Origin of the sequence: Bacteroides sp. AM54-2NS, from assembly GCF_003602935.1 — a bacterium.
Lineage (GTDB): Bacteria > Bacteroidota > Bacteroidia > Bacteroidales > Bacteroidaceae > Bacteroides > Bacteroides xylanisolvens.
Map to the genome: position 1 here is coordinate 26,234 of NZ_QTMZ01000018.1, position 20,074 is coordinate 46,307.

Below are 20,074 nucleotides of genomic sequence, written 5' to 3' on the forward strand. Positions count from 1 at the left end.
TATGAAAAAGATACTGATACTATCATTGCTTTTTATTTCCGGTTGGATGTCTGCGCAGGCAGTCGACTTAAATAAAGAGAATCGTGATCCTGAATATGTAAAGTCTATTGTCGGCCGATCACAAAAGATCGTTGATAAACTCGGACTTACAGATGCGAAAATAGCCGAAGATGTTCGCAATGTCATAGCCAATCGTTACTTCGAATTAAATGATATTTATGAGGTACGGGATGCGAAAGTCAAGAAAGTAAAAGAATCCGGGTTGACTGGTGAGGCTAAAAATGAAGCTTTGAAAGCTGCGGAAAATGAAAAAGATGCGGCGCTATATCGTTCACATTTCGCTTTTCCTGCCAATTTATCCCTCTTTCTTGATGAAAAGCAAATAGAAGCCGTTAAAGATGGCATGACTTATGGAGTAGTAAAAGTGACTTATGACTCACATCTGGACATGATCCCTACTTTGAAAGAAGAAGAAAAAGCTCAAATCTATGCTTGGTTGATAGAGGCTCGTGAATTTGCGTTGGATGCAGAAAATTCGAATAAGAAACACGCTGCTTTCGGAAAATACAAAGGACGTATCAACAACTATCTGGCTAAACGTGGATATGACCTGAAGAAAGAACGAGAGGAATGGTATAAACGTATAAAAGCCCGTGGAGGTTCTATATAATTAAAAAATAAGATACTATAAAAAGAAGTGAAATTCTTTCCCATTGTAAATGGTTAGTTTGTTTGATGGTGGAAAGGGTGGCTCGGAGAGTCGCCCTTTTATCGTATATAAATTTTGAATCTACTGATTCTTCTAGTATATTTGAGTACAAATGACGCTTTCTATCGTCTCCTCTGTATAAAAGATACAAATATAGAATATAGAAATGAAAAAGTTAAGAAATACATTAGCCGCAATAAGTCTTCTGTTTCTGGCTTCTTGTGGGGGGAACAAAGACTACTACATGTTCACTTCGTTTCATGAACCGGCTGATGAGGGTTTGAGATACTTATATAGTGAGGACGGAATTCACTGGGACAGTATTCCAGGAGTTTGGCTAAAGCCGGAACTGGGACAGCACCAGCTCATGCGGGACCCCTCGATGGTACGTACCCCGGATGGAACCTACCATTTGGTCTGGACTACAAGTTGGAAAGGTGATTTAGGATTTGGCTACGCACATTCCAAAGATCTGATCCATTGGTCGGAACAACAGATGATTCCTGTAATGGTAAACGAACCGACTACCATTAATGTATGGGCTCCGGAAATTTTCTATGACGACGAGAACGATCAGTTCATGGTCGTATGGGCTTCCTGTGTCCCCGGACGTTTCGAAAAGGGGATAGAAGAAGAGAATAATAATCATCGTTTATACTATATCACTACAAAAGATTTTAAAACCGTTTCGAAAGCAAAACTTTTGTATGATCCGGGATTCAGTACCATTGATGCCGTTATCGTGAAACGGGCAAAGAATGACTATGTAATGGTACTCAAGGATAACACCCGTCCAGAACGTAATCTGAAAATCGCTTTTTCCGATTCTATGACCGGTCCTTATTCACCCGCATCCCAACCTTTCACTGAATCCTTTGTAGAAGGACCGTCTGTAGAGAAAGTGGGAGACGATTATCTAATCTATTTTGATGTATATAAGAAAAAAATATATGGCGCTATGCGTACGAAGGATTTCCGGAACTTTACAGATGTAACAGAAGAGGTAAGCATCCCTGTAGGGCATAAGCATGGAACCATATTTACGGCTCCGGAATCAGTCGTAAAAACATTGCTGGAAGAAAAGAAATAAACCCGGAAACAATTTTAAATCAGAATAAATCATGAACAACTCTGCTAAAATTCTTTTTGTACTGGCTGCCGGTTGGTTGACTACTACAGCCTTTGCACAAGATAGAATTCATTATACAGGAAAAGAATTATCGAACCCTGCTTGTCACGACGGACAACTGTCTCCGGTAGTCGGAGTACATAACATTCAGTTGGTACGTGCCAATCGTGAACATCCCGATGCTTCGAACGGCAATGGATGGACGTATAATCATCAGCCGATGCTGGCTTATTGGAATGGACAGTTTTTCTATCAATACCTGGCAGATCCTTCTGACGAACACGTACCGCCTTCACAGACTTTTCTGATGACATCGAAGGATGGATATCGCTGGACAAATCCGGAAATTGTGTTTCCTCCTTATCAAGTTCCCGATGGATACACCAAAGAGTCTCGTCCGGGTGTGCAGGCCAAAGATCTGATTGCCATTATGCACCAGCGTGTCGGATTCTATGTTTCTAAATCCGGCAAGCTGATTACAATGGGAAATTATGGAGTTGCTTTGGATAAAAAAGATGATCCCAATGATGGAAACGGTATTGGCCGGGTGGTTCGTGAAATAAAGAAAGACGGTTCTTACGGACCGATCTATTTCATTTATTATAATCATGGATTTAATGAAAAGAATACTGATTATCCGTATTTTAAGAAAAGCAAGGATCGTGAGTTTGTGAAGGCTTGCCAGGAAATTCTTGACAATCCGCTGTATATGATGCAGTGGGTGGAAGAAGCCGACCGTGAAGATCCTATTCTCCCGCTGAAGAAAGGATACAAAGCATTCAATTGTTATACATTGCCGGATGGACGTATTGCCAGTCTTTGGAAACATGCGCTTACCTCTATCAGTGAGGATGGCGGACATACTTGGGCAGAGCCTGTGCTTCGTGCAAAAGGTTTCGTTAATAGCAACGCGAAAATTTGGGGACAGCGTTTAAGTGATGGTACATACGCTACTGTATATAATCCGTCGGAATTTCGTTGGCCGCTGGCTATATCTTTGAGTAAAGATGGATTGGAATATACAACATTGAATCTGGTGCATGGTGAAATCACTCCCATGCGTTATGGAGGAAATTATAAATCATACGGTCCTCAATATCCACGTGGTATTCAGGAAGGCAATGGGGTACCTGCCGATGGTGATTTGTGGGTTTCTTACAGTGTGAACAAGGAAGATATGTGGATTTCCCGTATTCCTGTCCCGGTGGAAATAAATGCTTCAGCACATGCGGATGATGATTTCTCTAAAAATAAATCAATTGCGGAACTGACTGACTGGAATATTTATTCTCCGGTTTGGGCTCCTGTTTCTTTGGAGGATCAATGGTTGAAGTTGCAGGATAAAGATCCGTTTGATTATGCCAAAGTGGAACGTAAAATTCCGGCTTCTAAAGAATTGAAAGTATCATTTGATTTGAAAGCCGGCCAGAATAATAAAGGCACACTCCAGATTGAATTTCTGGATGAGAATGGAATAGCCTGTTCTCGTATGGAACTTACTGATGATGGCATTTTCCGATTGAAAGGCGGCTCCCGGTTTGCAAATATGATGAAATATGAAGCAGGAAAGGTTTATCATGTAGAAGCAGTCCTTTCTACTGTTGATCGTAATATTCAAGTATATGTAGATGGCAAGAGAGTAGGGCTGCGTATGTTCTATGCGCCCGTGGCTGCTGTGGAGCGAATCGTATTCCGTACTGGCGTACCTCGTACATTCCCGACTGTAGATACTCCTGCCGACCAGACTTATGATCTGCCGAATGCAGGTGCGCAAGATCCATTGGCTGAATATGGCATTGCCAATGTGAAAACATCTTCTGCAGATAAAGATGCGTCTTCTGCTTTTTTAAAGTATGCTGACTTCAGTCATTATGTAGACTATTTCAACGGTATGGAAGACGAAAATATTGTTCAGGCAATTCCCAATGCAAAGGCTTCGGAATGGATGGAGGAAAATATTCCTTTGTTCGAGTGTCCGCAACATAACTTTGAAGAAATGTATTATTATCGTTGGTGGTCATTGCGTAAGCATATCAAGGAGACTCCTGTTGGCTATGGCATGACCGAGTTTCTCGTTCAGCGTTCTTATTCAGATAAATATAATTTGATTGCCTGTGCAATTGGACATCACATTTATGAAAGCCGTTGGTTGCGTGATCCGAAATATTTGGATCAGATTATTCATACATGGTATCGTGGCAATGATGGCGGTCCGATGAAGAAAATGGATAAGTTCAGCTCATGGAACGCAGATGCTGTTTTGGCTCGTTACATGGTAGATGGTGATAAGGACTATCTGCTGGATATGAAGAAAGATCTGGAAACCGAATATCAGCGTTGGGAACGTACAAACCGTTTGAAGAACGGATTGTATTGGCAGGGTGACGTACAGGATGGTATGGAAGAATCAATCAGTGGCGGGCGGAAGAAGAAATATGCCCGGCCGACAATTAATAGTTATATGTATGGCAATGCCAAAGCACTTTCATGTATGGGAATCCTTTCCGGTGATGAGGGGATGGCTATGAAATATGGCATGAGAGCGGATACTTTGAAAAATCTGGTAGAAAATGAATTGTGGAATACACGTCATCAGTTTTTTGAGACGATGCGTACGGACTCTTCCGCGAATGTGCGTGAAGCAATCGGATATATTCCTTGGTATTTCAACCTGCCGGATACCACCCAAAAGTATGAAATTGCCTGGAAAGAAATTATGGATGAAAAAGGCTTCTCTGCTCCTTATGGATTGACAACTGCAGAACGTCGTCATCCGGAGTTCCGTACACGTGGAGTAGGCAAATGTGAATGGGACGGTGCTATCTGGCCGTTTGCTTCCGCACAGACATTGACAGCAATGGCTAACTTTATGAATAATTATCCGCAGACTGTATTGTCTGACAGTGTATATTTCCGTCAGATGGAATTGTATGTGGAATCACAGTATCATCGTGGTCGTCCCTATATTGGTGAATATTTGGATGAGGTGGCCGGTTATTGGCTGAAAGGAGATCAGGAACGTAGCCGTTATTATAACCATTCCACTTTCAACGACCTGATAATTACAGGATTGATCGGGCTTCGTCCGCGTTTGGATAATACGATTGAAGTGAACCCCTTAATTCCTGCTGACAAGTGGGATTGGTTCTGCCTGGATAATGTATTATATCATGGTCATAATCTGACGATTCTTTGGGATAAGAATGGTGATCGCTATCATTGCGGAAAAGGATTGCGCATTTTTGTAGATGGTAAGGAAGTAGGGCAGGCGAATACATTGACAAAAATCGTTTGTGAAAATGCACTTAAATGATAATTTTGCGGAGTGCCCTGAAAGGGTTTAATTATATAGCGTAGGGCAACGCCCTACGTAAAAGCGACAATCTGAATTTGCGCCCTGAAAGGGCATAATTGTATATGGTTCCGCCCTTTCAGGGCTTGTGGCTGGTGTGTTTTTTTCGTAGGGCGTTGCCCTACGCTATATAATTAAGCCCTTTCAGGGCATCCCAATAAATATATAATTGTAAGGCTTTCAGCCTAACCGATAAATTCTCATTTAACTGCAAAATTCCCATTTTAACCGATAAATTCCCATTTAACGAATGAAATATATAAATAAAGAATTATGAATAAAAGACCATTTATCATCTTATCAGCTTTTCTGTTGCTATTTTCCTTGATAGAAAAAGGGCAGGCTACAGAAACTTACCGTCCCGAGACATCGGTTGCCGGATTCATCCAGCTTCCCGGTAGCGGGCGACAAGTCTATAATTTCAATCCGGGATGGCGCTTTTTCAGAGGCGATGTCCGGGGAGCAGAAGCGGTAAACTTCGATGACCGTTCCTGGAATGTCGTTTCCACCCCTCATACCGTAGAGTTGATGCCGGCCGAAGGAAGCGGATGCCGCAATTATCAGGGACCGGCCTGGTACCGTAAACACTTTGTCCTCCCCGCTGAAACAAAAGGGCAACGGGTGGTGCTTCATTTTGAAGCAGCTATGGGCAAACAGATTCTTTATCTGAATGGTAAACGCATTCAGGAACATCTGGGAGGTTATCTGCCTTTTACTTTAGACTTGACCGCCAATGGCGTACAAGCCGGAGACTCCTGTCTGCTCGCTGTTTTCACGGACAACAGTGATGACAAATCCTATCCTCCCGGAAAACGTCAATATACATTAGACTTTGCTTATCATGGTGGCATTTATCGTGATGTATGGATGATTGCCAAATCTCCGGTAGCTATTACTGACGCTATTGATTCACAAATCGTTGGCGGTGGAGGTGTATTCGTTCATTTTGATAAGATCAGTGACAAGAGTGCGCAGGTATATGTAAACACCGAAGTTCAGAATGACGACACCCGTTCCGAGTCAGTCACTGTAGAAACGACTTTGACAGATGCGGATGGAAAAGTAATCAAGCGTAGTTCAGGAAAACTTTCTTTAAAGCCGGGAGAGAAGAAATCCATCCGTCAACAGATGGAAGTAAAGAATCCTACTCTTTGGTCACCGGATACACCTTATTTATATAGGGTACAATCACGTATTAAAAAAGGAAATAAATCCATTGACGGAGGCATTACCCGTGTCGGTATTCGTCTGGCAGAATTCCGTGGTAAAGACGGATTCTGGCTGAATGGCAAACCTTTCGGACAACTGGTAGGAGCCAACCGCCATCAGGATTTTGCATACGTAGGCAATGCTTTGCCGAACTCACAGCAATGGCGTGACGCCAAACGTCTGCGTGATGCCGGATGTACCATTATTAGGGTAGCCCACTATCCCCAAGACCCAGCCTTTATGGATGCCTGTGACGAGCTCGGTTTGTTCGTGATTGTCGCTACTCCGGGATGGCAGTATTGGAACAAAGACCCGAAATTCGGGGAGTTGGTTCATCAGAATACCCGCGAAATGATTCGTCGTGACCGTAATCACCCTTCCGTATTGATGTGGGAACCCATCTTGAATGAAACCCGCTATCCGCTCGATTTTGCCTTGAAAGCTCTTGAGATTACCAAAGAAGAATATCCCTATCCAGGACGTCCGGTAGCTGCTGCCGATGTCCATTCGGCCGGAGTGAAAGAGCATTATGACGTTGTTTATGGCTGGCCGGGTGATGATGAAAAGGAAGACAAGCCGGAGCAATGTATCTTTACCCGTGAATTCGGGGAGAATGTAGACGACTGGTATGCTCACAACAATAATAACCGTGCCAGCCGCAGTTGGGGAGAACGCCCGTTACTGGTACAGGCTATGTCCTTGGCAAAGAGCTATGACGAGATGTACCGCACGACCGGTTTATTTATCGGTGGCGCCCAATGGCATCCGTTCGATCATCAGCGTGGTTACCATCCGGATCCTTATTGGGGCGGTATTTATGATGCTTTCCGTCAGAAGAAATATGCGTATGAAGTATTTCGCAGCCAGTCGCCGGCCAGCCTCCAACACCCATTGGCAGAATGTGGCCCGATGATATTCATTGCTCATGAAATGTCACAGTTCTCCGATAAGGACGTAGTTGTATTCACAAACTGTGATTCAGTCCGTCTTTCTATTTATGATGGAACGAAAACCTGGACGAAACCGGTGGTTCATGCCAAAGGGCACATGCCGAATGCTCCCGTTATATTCGAGAATGTCTGGGACTTTTGGGAAGCACGCGGATATAGCTATACTCAAAAAAACTGGCAAAAAGTGAACATGGTTGCCGAAGGAATCATCGACGGAAAAGTGGTATGCACTCAAAAGAAAATGCCTTCCCGACGTTCCACCAAACTACGTCTTTATGTAGATACTCAAAAAGTGAACCTGATAGCTGATGGCTCCGACTTTATCGTCGTAGTTGCTGAAGTAACCGATGATAGTGGGAATGTGCGCCGTCTGGCAAAAGACAATATCGTTTTCACGGTAGAAGGTGAAGGAGAAATCATCGGAGATGCTACTATTGGCGCCAATCCCCGTGCGGTAGAGTTCGGCTCTGCTCCGGTGTTGATTCGTTCTACCCGGAAAGCCGGAAAAATAAAGGTGAAAGCCCGCGTACAGTTTGAGGGCACTCAAGCTCCGACAGCTACTGAAATTGAACTGGAAAGCGTTCCTGCAGAACTTCCTTTCTGCTATGAGGAACAGACTTATGAAATACAAAGGACAACACCGTCCACTCTCAATGTAAACCCGGGCAAAGAATCATCTGAAGGAAAAGTGCAACTGACAGAGGAAGAACGCCAACGGGTGTTGGATGAAGTAGAACGTCAACAGACTGAATTTGGAACTGAAAAATAGTACGATAAAGTGATTAGCAGGTTAGTGATTAGAGATTAGCGGGGTGACCTGCCAACTTGTTTTTTATATGTTACTAAAGCACTATTCAAAAAAAAAGACTATCTTTGAGTACGTTTAATTCCAATTATAGCCATCAATGAGAAAACGGAATATTCTAATACTATTACTATCCATGATAGGCATGTATGCTTTTGCCTATCCAAATATGATTGTAGAACACTACACGGCTGAACGTGGTTTGCCTAATAATATCGTAAACTGTACATTAAAAGGACAAGACGGATTTATCTGGTTTGGTACCTGGTATGGACTATGCAGCTTTGACGGAAGTAAATTCCGTTCCTACGATAACCATGACGGCTTTTATTCCACAGATATTCCGCCGCGTAAAATTCAGCGTATCGTAGAAGATAAGAATGGTTTTCTGTGGATTAAGACTATCGACCGTAAGCTCTATCTGTTTGATAAACGGCATGAGAGCTTTCATGCCGTCTACGATGATGTGAAAGAATATTCCGAGAACATTCAGATTATCAAAATTCAGACGACCGAAGACGGCGACGTATTGTTGCTGACAAAAGATAAAAGTCTTTTGCGTGCGTACACCGACAAGGAAGGTAAAATAACGATGAAACAATTGCATGATTCGCGTCCTAACGTGAACGTGTACGACATGCGTCTGAAACACAACATATTCTGCGAAACAGCCGAGTTTATCAATTGGATCGGTATGGATTATCAGATTCTGTCCCTACGGAAAGGGGAAGCGCTGAAAGACAAACCTGCCGACTTTATACAGAAAAAAGTATCTGCTAACCCGGATCAGTTTACTTGTGCCTCTTATAATTCTAAATTCTTATGGTTGGGAGACAAGAAAGGCCACATTTATAGCATTGATCCGCAAAACGGAGTGGTCAACCGTTACGAGATACCGGAAATCAAACAGCCGGTTTCTAATTTGCTGGTAACGGAATCCGGTTTGATGTACATTACCACCAACGAAGGAGCATACGAGTACAATATCGGCTACAAGCAGTTGACCAAACTCCCCTTTACCATCCCCGAAAAAGACAATGGAATTATATTCTATGATAAATATGATAAGGTATGGTTTCAGGAGGGTAACCAAGCATTGACCTATTATGATCCCCTGAACAGGAGCCATCACCGCTTTACATTCCCCAATCAGAACGCAATCGGCAATTTTGAAATGCAGGATGCCGGCGAACAGGGCATGTTCTTTATGACTCCGGGAGGAGAAATTCTTCTATTCGACAGGGAGAAACTGGAAATGACCCGTATCAACCAATTGAAGCCTTTCTCCGACGATCTTCCCAATCAGCTTTTCTTCCATCTTCTGCTGGATAAAGATGGCATCCTTTGGCTGGCATCTACGAGCAGCGGAGTATACAGGCTTAATTTCCCCAAGAAGCAATTCCAACTGCTGACAGAAGTTTCTCCATCTCCGGTAGTGCCCGAGAGATCGACTTCCTGGAACCAGGGAATACGTGCCCTCTTCCAGGCGCAAAATGGAGATATTTGGGTAGGAACCCGCTGGCAAGCCCTGTATCGCCTGGATCGTAACGGACAAGTGAAACAAATCTTCTCGGATAAGAACTATCTGTTGGGAGCCGTATATCATATTATGGAAGACAAAGACGGTAATCTTTGGTTTTCTACCAAAGGAAACGGGCTTGTTAAAGCCGAACCGGACATGAATTCACCGCACGGGTTGCGTTTTACCCGTTATATCAATGACCCCAAGAATCCGAATTCTATCAGTAACAACGATGTGTACTTTACTTATCAGGACAGCCAGGGACGCATTTGGGTAGGATTACTGGGAGGAGGTCTGAATCTAATTTCCGAAGAGAACGGAGCAATTACCTTTATACATAAATACAATGGCTTGAAACAATATCCTGCATACGGTCTTTATATGGAGGTGCGTACCATGACGGAAGATGAAGACGGACGTATTTGGGTAGGAACAATGGATGGGCTGATGTCTTTCGACGGACATTTCACTACCCCCGAACAGATCCAGTTTGAAACGTACCGCCAGGTCAGCGAAAATTCAAACGTAGCGGATAACGATATTTATGTACTCTACAAAGATACTGATTCGCAAATCTGGGTAAGTGTATTCGGAGGCGGTTTGAATAAATTAGTCCGCTATGATAAAGAAAAGCGTGAACCGATCTTCAAATCATACGGCATACGTGAAGGAATGAATAATGATGTAGTCAAATCCATCGTAGAAGATAAAAACGGCAACTTGTGGTTTACAACGGAAATTGGCTTGTCTTGCTTCAATAAGGCTACCGAACAGTTTCGTAACTACGACAAATACGACGGTTTCCTGAACGTAGAGCTGGAAGAGGGTAGTGCCCTCCGTACCTTGAATGGAGACTTGTGGATTGGTACCCGGCAGGGAATCCTGACATTCTCTCCCGACAAACTGGAAACATTGCATACGAACTACGATACACGTATTGTTGACTTTAAAGTTTCCAACCGCGATCTGCGTAGTTTCCGCGAATGTCCGATTCTGAAAGAATCCATCACATACGCCAAAGCAATCGAACTGAACTACAATCAATCCATGTTCACGATTGAATTTGCCGCATTGAATTTCTATAATCAGAACCGGGTATCTTACCGATATATACTTGAAGGATATGAAAAAGAATGGCATTATAACGGAAAGAATCGTATCGCTTCTTATACCAACGTACCTCCCGGCGACTATACATTCCGTGTAGAAACCGTAGATGAAGCCAATCCGGAGCTGGTTTCCAACTGTACATTGGCTATTACTATCCTTCCACCGTGGTGGTTGAGCTGGTGGGCAACCCTTATATATGTAATTCTAGGTTTGGCAGCTCTCTATTTCAGCCTGCGCCTGGCTTTCTTCATGCTCAAAATGAAGAATGATATTTATATCGAGCAGAAGGTATCGGAGATGAAAATCAAGTTCTTTACCAATATCTCCCATGAATTGCGCACTCCTTTGACATTGATAAAAGGTCCGATACAGGAACTAAGAGAACGCGAAAAGCTCTCTCCGAAAGGATTGCAATATGTGGATCTGATGGAGAAGAACACCAATCAAATGCTGCAATTAGTGAATCAGATCCTTGATTTCCGGAAGATTCAGAACGGCAAGATGCGTTTGCATGTGTCATTAATTGATTTTAATGAGATGATAGCTTCTTTCCAGAAAGAATTCCGGGTACTTTCCGAAGAAAACGAGATCAGTTTTACTTTCCAGTTGCCGGATGAACCGATTATGGTATGGGCGGACAAGGAAAAAATGAGCATTGTTATCCGCAACATCATATCCAACGCATTCAAATTCACTCATTCCGGAGGAAGTATTTATATAACTACCGGATTGACAGACGACGGTAAACGTTGTTACGTACGGGTGGAAGATAACGGAGTAGGTATTCCACAAAATAAACTGACCGAGATTTTCGAACGCTTCTCGCAAGGAGAGAACGCGAAAAACTCCTATTATCAAGGCACTGGTATCGGATTGGCACTTTCAAAAGAGATCGTCAATCTGCATCACGGACAGATTCGTGCCGAAAGTCCCGAAGGACAAGGAGCGGTGTTTATTGTAGAACTCCTGATGGATAAGGAACATTACCGCCCGTCGGAAGTAGACTTCTATGTGGGAGATACGGAGACAGCCCCTGTTTCGGTAGAACAAGATCCTGTTGCAAATGCCATATCCGAAGAGGGTACGGAAGAAGAACCGGAAATCGACGCTTCATTACCGACCCTTCTGTTGGTGGAAGATAACAAAGACCTTTGCCAGTTGATAAAGCTCCAGCTGGAAGACAAATTCAATATCCATATTGCCAATAACGGAGTGGAAGGTTTGAAGAAAGTACATCTGTATCATCCGGATATTGTGGTGACCGATCAGATGATGCCCGAAATGGATGGGCTTGAAATGTTGCAATCCATCCGCAAAGATTTCCAAATCAGTCATATCCCTGTCATTATCCTGACTGCGAAGAATGATGAAGGCGCCAAGACCAAAGCGATCACTTTAGGGGCGAACGCCTACATCACCAAACCTTTCAGTAAGGAATATCTGTTGGCACGTATCGACCAGTTGCTTGCCGAACGGAAACTGTTCCGTGAACGAATCCGTCAGCAAATGGAAAACCAGACGACGACCGAAGAAGACAGCTACGAACAATTTTTGGTAAAGAAAGACGTACAGTTCCTCGAAAAGATACATCAGGTCATTGAAGAAAATATGGACGACAGTGACTTTAACATTGACACCATAGCATCCGGTATCGGATTGAGCCGTTCGGCATTCTTCAAGAAACTGAAGAGTCTTACCGGCCTGGCACCCGTCGATCTGGTAAAAGAGATTCGTTTGAATAAATCTATCGAGCTGATTAAAAATACGGATTTAAGTGTTTCCGAAATTGCTTTTGCTGTCGGATTCAAGGATTCGGGATATTATAGTAAGTGTTTCCGGAAAAAATATAATCAGTCCCCTCGCGAATATATGAATGAATGGCGGAAAGGAGAGAGATAACCGATTACAAAATGCTTTCTTAATCGTCCTTTTAGAAACCTAATTAAGATTCGAAAGAATGAACAACATTAAGAAAGTATTATCAGCGTGGATGCTGGTTGCCTGTGTACTACCTGTGGCAGCCCAGTATCCTGTAATTCCGGACTCGGTAAAAGCAAGAGGAGCAAAACAAGAAGCGGAGTTTGAACGGAAATCGGATGCGGCATGGGAAAAAGCTTTGCCGACAGTGTTAGAAGAAGCAAAGAAAGGTCGTCCCTATAAGCCTTGGGCCTCCAAACCCGAAGATTTGATAAAAAGTAATATCCCGGCTTTCCCCGGTGCGGAAGGCGGAGGTATGTATACTCCCGGTGGTCGTGGAGGGAAAGTGATCGTAGTCACTTCGCTGGAAGATTCCGGCCCCGGAACATTACGCGAAGCCTGCGAAACGGGAGGTGCACGTATTATTGTATTCAATGTAGCGGGAGTGATTCGTTTGAAAAGCCCGATTAGCGTACGTGCCCCTTATGTAACAATTGCCGGACAAACAGCTCCCGGAGATGGTATTTGCGTCACCGGACAATCTTTCCTGATCGATACACACGATGTCGTGATTCGTCACATGCGCTTCCGCCGCGGTGCGCAGGACGTAGCTTTCCGTGATGATGCAGTAGGAGGGAATGCGGTTGGAAATATCATGATTGACCATTGCTCCGCCAGTTGGGGATTGGATGAAAACATGTCTATCTACGTCATGTATACAACAGAGGGGCAAACGGACACGGGCTGAAACTTCCGACGGTAAACATTACCATCCAGAATTCTATTTTCTCTGAAGCATTGGATACCTACAATCATGCTTTCGGTGCAACCATCGGTGGGCATAACAGTATGTTCTGCCGTAATCTCTTTGCTTCCAACATCAGCCGGAATAGTTCGGTAGGTATGGACGGCGACTTTAACTTCGTCAATAATGTTGTTTTCAACTGGTGGAACCGTTCCGTAGACGGAGGCGATCACAACAGTTTCTACAATATGATAAACAACTACTTCAAGCCCGGTCCGATCACTCCGATAGGTAAACCGATTTCTTATCGTATTCTCAAACCGGAAGCGGGACGTGACAAAAACAGACCGCTTTCATTCGGAAAAGCATACGTAAATGGAAATATTATCCATGGCAATGCCAAAGTTACAAAAGATAATTGGGACGGAGGCGTACAACTTAAAGAAGAGGTGGACGCCGCAAAGTTTCTGCCGCTAATTAAATCGGACGAGGCTTTTAAAATGCCACCGGTAACTGTAATGGATACCAAAAAAGCTTATACCTTTGTATTAGATAATGTAGGAGCTAATTTTCCGAAACGTGACGCAGTAGATGCACGTGTCATTAAAACCGTACAAACAGGAAAGGCCATTTATGCGAAAGATGCACCGGAGTTTGTCTCTCCTTACGTGAAGAGACGGTTACCGGCTGATTCTTACAAGCAAGGTATCATCACAGATATTCGTCAGGTAGGCGGCCTGCCCGAATATAAAGGTGAAGCGGTAGTAGACTCGGACGGCGACGGTATGCCGGATGCTTGGGAAATTGCCAACGGATTGAATCCGAACGACCCGGCTGACGCAAACATGGACTGCAACGGTGACGGATATACCAATATTGAAAAATACATCAATGGTATAGACACCAGAAAGAAAGTGGACTGGACAGACTTGAAGAACAATTACGATACATTGTCTAAACGGAAAAGTCTGTTGTAACCGGATGAAAAGAGATTAAAGTTTATTGTAATGAATATACAAGTAAGAACGATCCTTTTAGGATTATTGAGCATTGGGTTTGTGCAAAGTTATGCGCAAACCTTTGCTTTACAGGTTAAGAATGACCAGATCACTTACCTGAATGATGATCGGGGAAACCGGATTCTCGATTTCTCTACATGCGGATATAAATCTTCCGAACAGGATATTCCTTCTGTCCGCAATGTGGTGTTTGTACCCTGGAAAGCCGGAGATAATACTGCGCGTATTCAACGTGCCATTGATTATGTAGCTTCGCTGACTCCTGACGCTTCCGGTTTTCGGGGAGCCGTATTACTCGATCAGGGAGAATTTTCCCTGTCCGGCAGTATTCGTATCTCCGCATCCGGAATTGTATTGCGGGGTACGGATAAAGAAAAAACAATACTGCTGAAAAAGGGCGTGGACAGAGGTGCGCTTATCTACATGGAAGGAGTGGACGACCTGAATGTGCAAGACACATTGAAGGTGCTTTCCCACTATGTTCCGGTAAACGCGAGAACATTGGAAGTCGCTTCGGGTGTTTCTCTGAAAAAAGGAGACCGTGTCATGGTTACCCGTCCTTCCGGCAAAGAATGGATTGCCTCTTTGGGTTGTGATATTTTTGGAGGAGGTATCAGTGCTTTGGGATGGAAAGAAGGTGACATGGATCTGACTTGGGACAGAACAGTCTGCGAAGTAAACGGTAACCAGGTAACACTGGATGCTCCGCTGACCGTAGCTTTGGATGCCAACTATGGAACTTCTTCCCTGTTGACTTATCAATGGAACGGACGTATTCACGATTGTGGCGTAGAAAATATGACACTGATTTCTGATTACGACAAGCGTTATCCTAAAGACGAGGATCATTGCTGGACAGGTATTTCCATTGAGGATGCGGAAAACTGTTGGGTGAGACTGGTTAATTTCAAGCATTTTGCAGGAAGTGCTGTAATTGTTCAGCGTACAGGTTCCAAAATTACCGTTGAAGACTGTATCTCGAAAGAACCCGTTTCAGAAATCGGAGGGATGCGTCGTTGCACTTTCCATACGCTGGGACAACAAACTTTATTTCAACGCTGCTATTCGGAACAGGGTATTCATGACTTTGCTGCCGGATATTGTGCAGCCGGTCCCAATGCTTTTGTACAATGTGATTCGTATGAATCTTTGGGATTCAGTGGCTCTATCGATGCCTGGGCGTGCGGACTGCTGTTTGACGTAGTAAATATCGACGGTCATAACCTGACTTTCAAGAATTTGGGACAAGATAAAAACGGAGCCGGTTGGAATACGGCAAACAGCTTGTTTTGGCAATGTACGGCAGCGGAAATCGAATGTTATGCCCCGGCAAAAGATGCGATGAACCGTGCATACGGTTGTTGGGCACAATTCTCCGGTGACGGTGAATGGGCACAATCCAACAATCATGTACAACCTCGTAGTATTTTTTATGCTCAATTGGAAGAACGGTTGAACAAAGAATGTGCAGAACGTGCACGTATTCTGCCCAGAAATACAAGTGCAACCAGTAGTCCTACAGTGGAAGTAGCTATGGAACTTGCTAAAGAAGCATATAAACCACGGTTGACGTTGGAACATTGGATCGGTGATAATAAGTTTGCTCCTTCAGTGGCATCAACCGGAGTAAAATCAATCGATGATATTAAAGAGAAAAAGAGCACTGCGCTTGCAAATTCTTCTTCTTTTTCTGCTGCTGCTAAATTATTAACCCAACCGGAAGTAACTGTAACCAATGGACGTATTCAGATGGACGGAGCTCTATTGGTTGGAGGTAGTCATACCACCCCTTGGTGGAACGGAAAGCTCAAAACCAATTATCTGAAAAAGGCAAGTCCGGCCATCACCCGCTTTGTGCCGGGACGCGAGGGATTGGGATTAACCGACCGCATTGATTCTGTAGTCGACTTTATGAAACAGAAAAACATTCTTGTTTTCGATCAGAATTACGGTCTTTGGTATGATCGTCGCCGGGATGACCACGAACGGGTTCGCCGTCGGGATGGTGATGTATGGGGACCTTTCTATGAACAGCCATTCGGTCGTAGCGGTCAGGGAACAGCATGGGAAGGATTGAGCAAATATGATTTGAAACGCCCTAATGCATGGTACTGGAGCCGCTTAAAAGAATTTGCAGAAAAAGGAAATAAGGACGGACTGCTGTTGTTCCATGAAAACTATTTCCAGCACAATATATTGGAAGCCGGTGCTCATTGGGTAGATTCTCCATGGAGAAGCAGCAATAACATCAATCAGACCGGATTTCCTGAACCGGCTCCATTTGCCGGAGACAAACGAATCTTTGTGGCGGATATGTTCTATGACATTACTCATCCTGTCCGTCGTGAACTGCACAGACAATATATCCGCCAATGCCTGAATAACTTCGCAGACAATTCGAATGTTATTCAGTTGACAAGCGCCGAATTTACAGGCCCGTTGCACTTCGTACAATTTTGGTTGGACGTGATAGCTGAATGGGAAACTGAAACCGGGAAGAAAGCGAAAGTGGCATTGAGTACAACGAAAGACGTACAGGATGCAATCCTTGCAGATCCTAAACGCGCTGCCGTAGTAGATATTATTGATATCCGGTATTGGCATTATAAGACGGACGGAATCTTTGCGCCGGAAGGTGGAAAGAATATGGCGCCACGTCAGCACATGCGTAAGATGAAAGTGGGAAAGGTGACTTTCACAGAAGCATATAAAGCTGTCAATGAGTATCGTCAGAAATTTCCTCAAAAGGCAGTGACATTCTACGCACAGAATTATCCGGCTATGGGATGGGCTGTATTCATGGCAGGAGGTTCATGTCCTGTAATTCCGTGCACAGATAAAGCGTTCCTGAAGGATGCAGCAGCCATGGAAGTGGAAGAAACAAATACGGATGAGTACAAGAAAATGGTAAAATCTGATATTGGAAGTATCATTTATTCCAAGTCCGGAACAGAAATTCCTGTTCAATTATCGTCCGGAAAGTATGTATTAAAGTACATTCATCCTGCTTCCGGAAAGATTGAAACGATAAATAAATCACTGAAAATAAATGGCTTATACAATCTAAAGGTGCCAGATAAGAAAGAAGGCATTTATTGGTTCCATAAGTTATAAAGCAAAGAATCCCGTTGAAGACCATTCAGCGGGATTTTTGCTTTTTATTGGTAATTTCTAGTAAAAGAGTGTTATAAAACATGATACTTGTTTTTTCAATCCACAAACCAGATTTTACCCAAAGTTGCGGTCGATACTGCTTAGTTTTGCAACATCAAATCAATCGAATTAATGCTATGATGGAACAGACTAATCATTCAACCGACACTTTGCTCGCTTCTTTTCAAGCGGGAAACATGGCAGCTTTTTCACAGCTGTATAACTTGCACATCAACGTCCTTTTTAATTACGGATTGAAGTTGACCATTGATAAAGAGTTACTGAAAGATTGTATTCATGACATCTTCGTGAAACTCTATACAAAGAAAGATGAATTAGGAACAATCGATAATTTGAGATCTTATTTATTCATCTCCTTAAAGAATAAGTTGTGTGATGAACTTCGCAGACGTATGTATATGTCTGATACAGCAGTAGAAGAAGTTAGCATATCCACTCCTACAGATGTAGAAGATGATTATATGGAAGAAGAGCAACGCAAGAATGAATTTTCATTGGTTAGACGTCTGCTGGATCAATTATCTCCCCGCCAACGCGAAGCGCTTACATTATATTATATAGAAGAAAAGAAATACGAGGATATCTGCGAGATTATGAATATGAATTATCAGTCTGTACGCAACCTGATGCATCGCGGATTGACAAAGTTGCGTAGTCTGGCAAGTTAATTTTAGTAAAAAGGTAAATGGGTTGAGTACATAGACAGGATAACGCCGTCCTACTTATGTAAACGCTTAAAAAGGATGCGATATGTGCTCAAAGGTAATGGATTTTTTGACGGATGATGATTTTATCAACTATGTGCTGGGTGTAACTCCGCAATCAGCTTCCCAATGGGAAACTTATTTCAGAGAGCACCCGGAAGAGATGGCAGATGCAGAAGAAGCTAAAGCTGTATTATTGGCTCCGGCAAATGTAGACTGTGGCTTCTCAATAGTTGAAAATAACGAATTGAAAGATAGGATTATTAGTAGTATAAAAGATTTTTCGGGTATTTTGTAGATAGGTTAGTATAGTTAAGATAAAGTAGTTAGGTTAGTTAAGGCATTAAAAGATTGACGCGGCCTTTCACAGGAGGTTTAATTTTAAACACTGTGAAAGGCTGCGTTTTTTATTTGTTCTATTCAGGTTTATCGCCGGATTCCTGAATATCGAAAGCACTACTGAAACTGACTATTAATACGATACATCCACCCAATATACCGATAATCATATAAGCGATACGGATATCGAACGCCTGCGAGATGGCACCGATAAGCAGGGGAGCAATCAACGAACCTATAAAACTGATACTTGACAGAATGGTAAGTGCAATACTGACCGGTGTTTTTGATTTGGCTCCCACGAAGCTGTACAAAGTAGGCACAATGCAGGATATTCCCAAGCCGACCAGCATGAAACCTAAAGAATTGATGATTACTTTCATGGCCATAGATTCGAAAACTCCTCCTAACAGGGCAGAAACAAAAAAGCCGATACAGATAAAGCTGCCCGCCAGTTGCAGGACTTTCTTCTTTCCCCAAAGCTGATAAGCATAGTTAGTCAGGAAACGGCCCGTTGCCATCATAATCATAAATACAAGAAAACCGATTTGCAATGACTTAGGTACGTGAACCACTGATTCGAAATAAACGGCACTCCAGTCGAACATTGCGCTTTCTACAATCAGCGCGAACAGTCCGACAAGTCCTAACTGCAAAAGCAACATTTCCGGTTTTTGAAATAACAGGCGAAAACCATTGGGAGCTTTGGCTGTATTTCTTTCCTGCGTCTTTGTATCAGAAACTTCCGCTTCCTGCGGTGCGCTCTCCTGCAAATATTTCCGCCCGGAAAGTGCAATTATAAGGATGATTATAAATATCAGTGTGTAATGCCAAATAGGGGAGACTCCTGCCAAAATCATTACGAAGCCGATAAGTGCTCCTGCACATGCCCCCAGACTCCATCCTCCATGAAAAGTGGCCATAATGGTTTTACCATACAAACGTTCCACTTCAATGCCTTGTGTATTGAATGATATATCACATAAATTCCAGCACACCCCGAAGCAAAAGAGCAGAAAGCCTAAAAGATAGACCTCATGAGCCAGTCCGACACAAAGCAGGGATGAAGCGTATCCCAGGATACTGACCTGTACCATACTCCGGCTTCCTAACTTCGAAACAAGATAGCCAGCCAAGGGGATCGCGACAAATTTTCCGACAGGGATCATAAATAAAATCAGTCCCCAGTAGAAAGCATAATTTGCAGCAAAAACGTCTTTAAAATCAGGGATTCGGCTGGCCCAACTTGCCATACAAAGTCCTTGGGCAAAGAAAAAAGTCAATATGGCAAAACGTATTCTCTCTTTTGGATGCGTAAATTGGTTATTCATGCATTTTTTATTTTTAATCGCGGCAAAGGTATCTATTTTTTTTGTACTTTTGCGCCCGA

At 43.3% G+C, this 20,074-nt stretch carries 9 protein-coding genes and 1 pseudogene; 9 read left to right on the forward strand and 1 reads right to left on the reverse strand.

The window, feature by feature from the left end; genetic code table 11:
• The first annotated feature begins 1 nt into the window (after position 1).
• The 9 genes and pseudogenes from DXA05_RS12835 (at position 2) to DXA05_RS12875 (ending at position 18,643) form a co-directional block, all read left to right on the forward strand.
• Positions 2-670: a DUF3826 domain-containing protein gene (locus tag DXA05_RS12835; RefSeq protein WP_004300481.1), complete on the forward strand. Its 669-nt coding sequence runs from the start codon at positions 2-4 to the stop codon at positions 668-670.
• 205 nt (positions 671-875) lie between these two features.
• Entirely contained in the window at positions 876-1,799 is a 924-nt protein-coding gene (locus DXA05_RS12840) for a glycoside hydrolase family 43 protein (RefSeq protein WP_165861512.1), read from the forward strand.
• Positions 1,800-1,830: 31 nt separating this feature from the next.
• Positions 1,831-5,151, forward strand: a complete 3,321-nt coding sequence (locus tag DXA05_RS12845; protein ID WP_128859220.1) for a glycosyl hydrolase family 65 protein — start codon at positions 1,831-1,833, stop codon at positions 5,149-5,151.
• A gap of 312 nt (positions 5,152-5,463) precedes the next feature.
• Positions 5,464-8,118, forward strand: coding sequence for a glycoside hydrolase family 2 TIM barrel-domain containing protein (locus DXA05_RS12850; RefSeq protein WP_128859221.1), 2,655 nt, complete (start codon positions 5,464-5,466; stop codon positions 8,116-8,118).
• Between the two features lie 136 nt (positions 8,119-8,254).
• Positions 8,255-12,685: a two-component regulator propeller domain-containing protein gene (locus tag DXA05_RS12855; RefSeq protein ID WP_128859222.1), complete on the forward strand. Its 4,431-nt coding sequence runs from the start codon at positions 8,255-8,257 to the stop codon at positions 12,683-12,685.
• Between the two features lie 58 nt (positions 12,686-12,743).
• Positions 12,744-14,425 (forward strand): annotated as a pseudogene (locus tag DXA05_RS12860) (thrombospondin type 3 repeat-containing protein).
• 30 nt (positions 14,426-14,455) lie between these two features.
• On the forward strand, positions 14,456-17,581 hold the full coding sequence (locus tag DXA05_RS12865) for a DUF6298 domain-containing protein (protein ID WP_118299383.1): 3,126 nt from the start codon (positions 14,456-14,458) through the stop codon (positions 17,579-17,581).
• Between the two features lie 176 nt (positions 17,582-17,757).
• Positions 17,758-18,309: a sigma-70 family RNA polymerase sigma factor gene (locus tag DXA05_RS12870; protein ID WP_004296026.1), complete on the forward strand. Its 552-nt coding sequence runs from the start codon at positions 17,758-17,760 to the stop codon at positions 18,307-18,309.
• Between the two features lie 82 nt (positions 18,310-18,391).
• A complete protein-coding gene (locus tag DXA05_RS12875; RefSeq protein WP_004309749.1) occupies positions 18,392-18,643 on the forward strand; it encodes a hypothetical protein in 252 nt (83 codons plus the stop codon).
• Between the two features lie 118 nt (positions 18,644-18,761).
• On the opposite strand, the gene DXA05_RS12880 is transcribed toward DXA05_RS12875, so the two are convergent.
• Positions 18,762-20,015, reverse strand: a complete 1,254-nt coding sequence (locus DXA05_RS12880) for an MFS transporter (protein ID WP_118299382.1) — start codon at positions 20,013-20,015, stop codon at positions 18,762-18,764.
• Positions 20,016-20,074: the final 59 nt, after the last annotated feature.

Bases quoted from the DNA above. Each gene is read 5' to 3' on its own strand.
- DXA05_RS12835 (WP_004300481.1), top strand. From the start codon at position 2: ATGAAAAAGATACTGATACTATCATTGCTTTTTATTTCCGGTTGGATG.
- DXA05_RS12840 (WP_165861512.1), top strand. From the start codon at position 876: ATGAAAAAGTTAAGAAATACATTAGCCGCAATAAGTCTTCTGTTTCTG.
- DXA05_RS12845 (WP_128859220.1), top strand. From the start codon at position 1,831: ATGAACAACTCTGCTAAAATTCTTTTTGTACTGGCTGCCGGTTGGTTG.
- DXA05_RS12850 (WP_128859221.1), top strand. From the start codon at position 5,464: ATGAATAAAAGACCATTTATCATCTTATCAGCTTTTCTGTTGCTATTT.
- DXA05_RS12855 (WP_128859222.1), top strand. From the start codon at position 8,255: ATGAGAAAACGGAATATTCTAATACTATTACTATCCATGATAGGCATG.
- DXA05_RS12865 (WP_118299383.1), top strand. From the start codon at position 14,456: ATGAATATACAAGTAAGAACGATCCTTTTAGGATTATTGAGCATTGGG.
- DXA05_RS12870 (WP_004296026.1), top strand. From the start codon at position 17,758: ATGATGGAACAGACTAATCATTCAACCGACACTTTGCTCGCTTCTTTT.
- DXA05_RS12875 (WP_004309749.1), top strand. From the start codon at position 18,392: ATGTGCTCAAAGGTAATGGATTTTTTGACGGATGATGATTTTATCAAC.
- DXA05_RS12880 (WP_118299382.1), bottom strand. From the start codon at position 20,015: ATGAATAACCAATTTACGCATCCAAAAGAGAGAATACGTTTTGCCATA.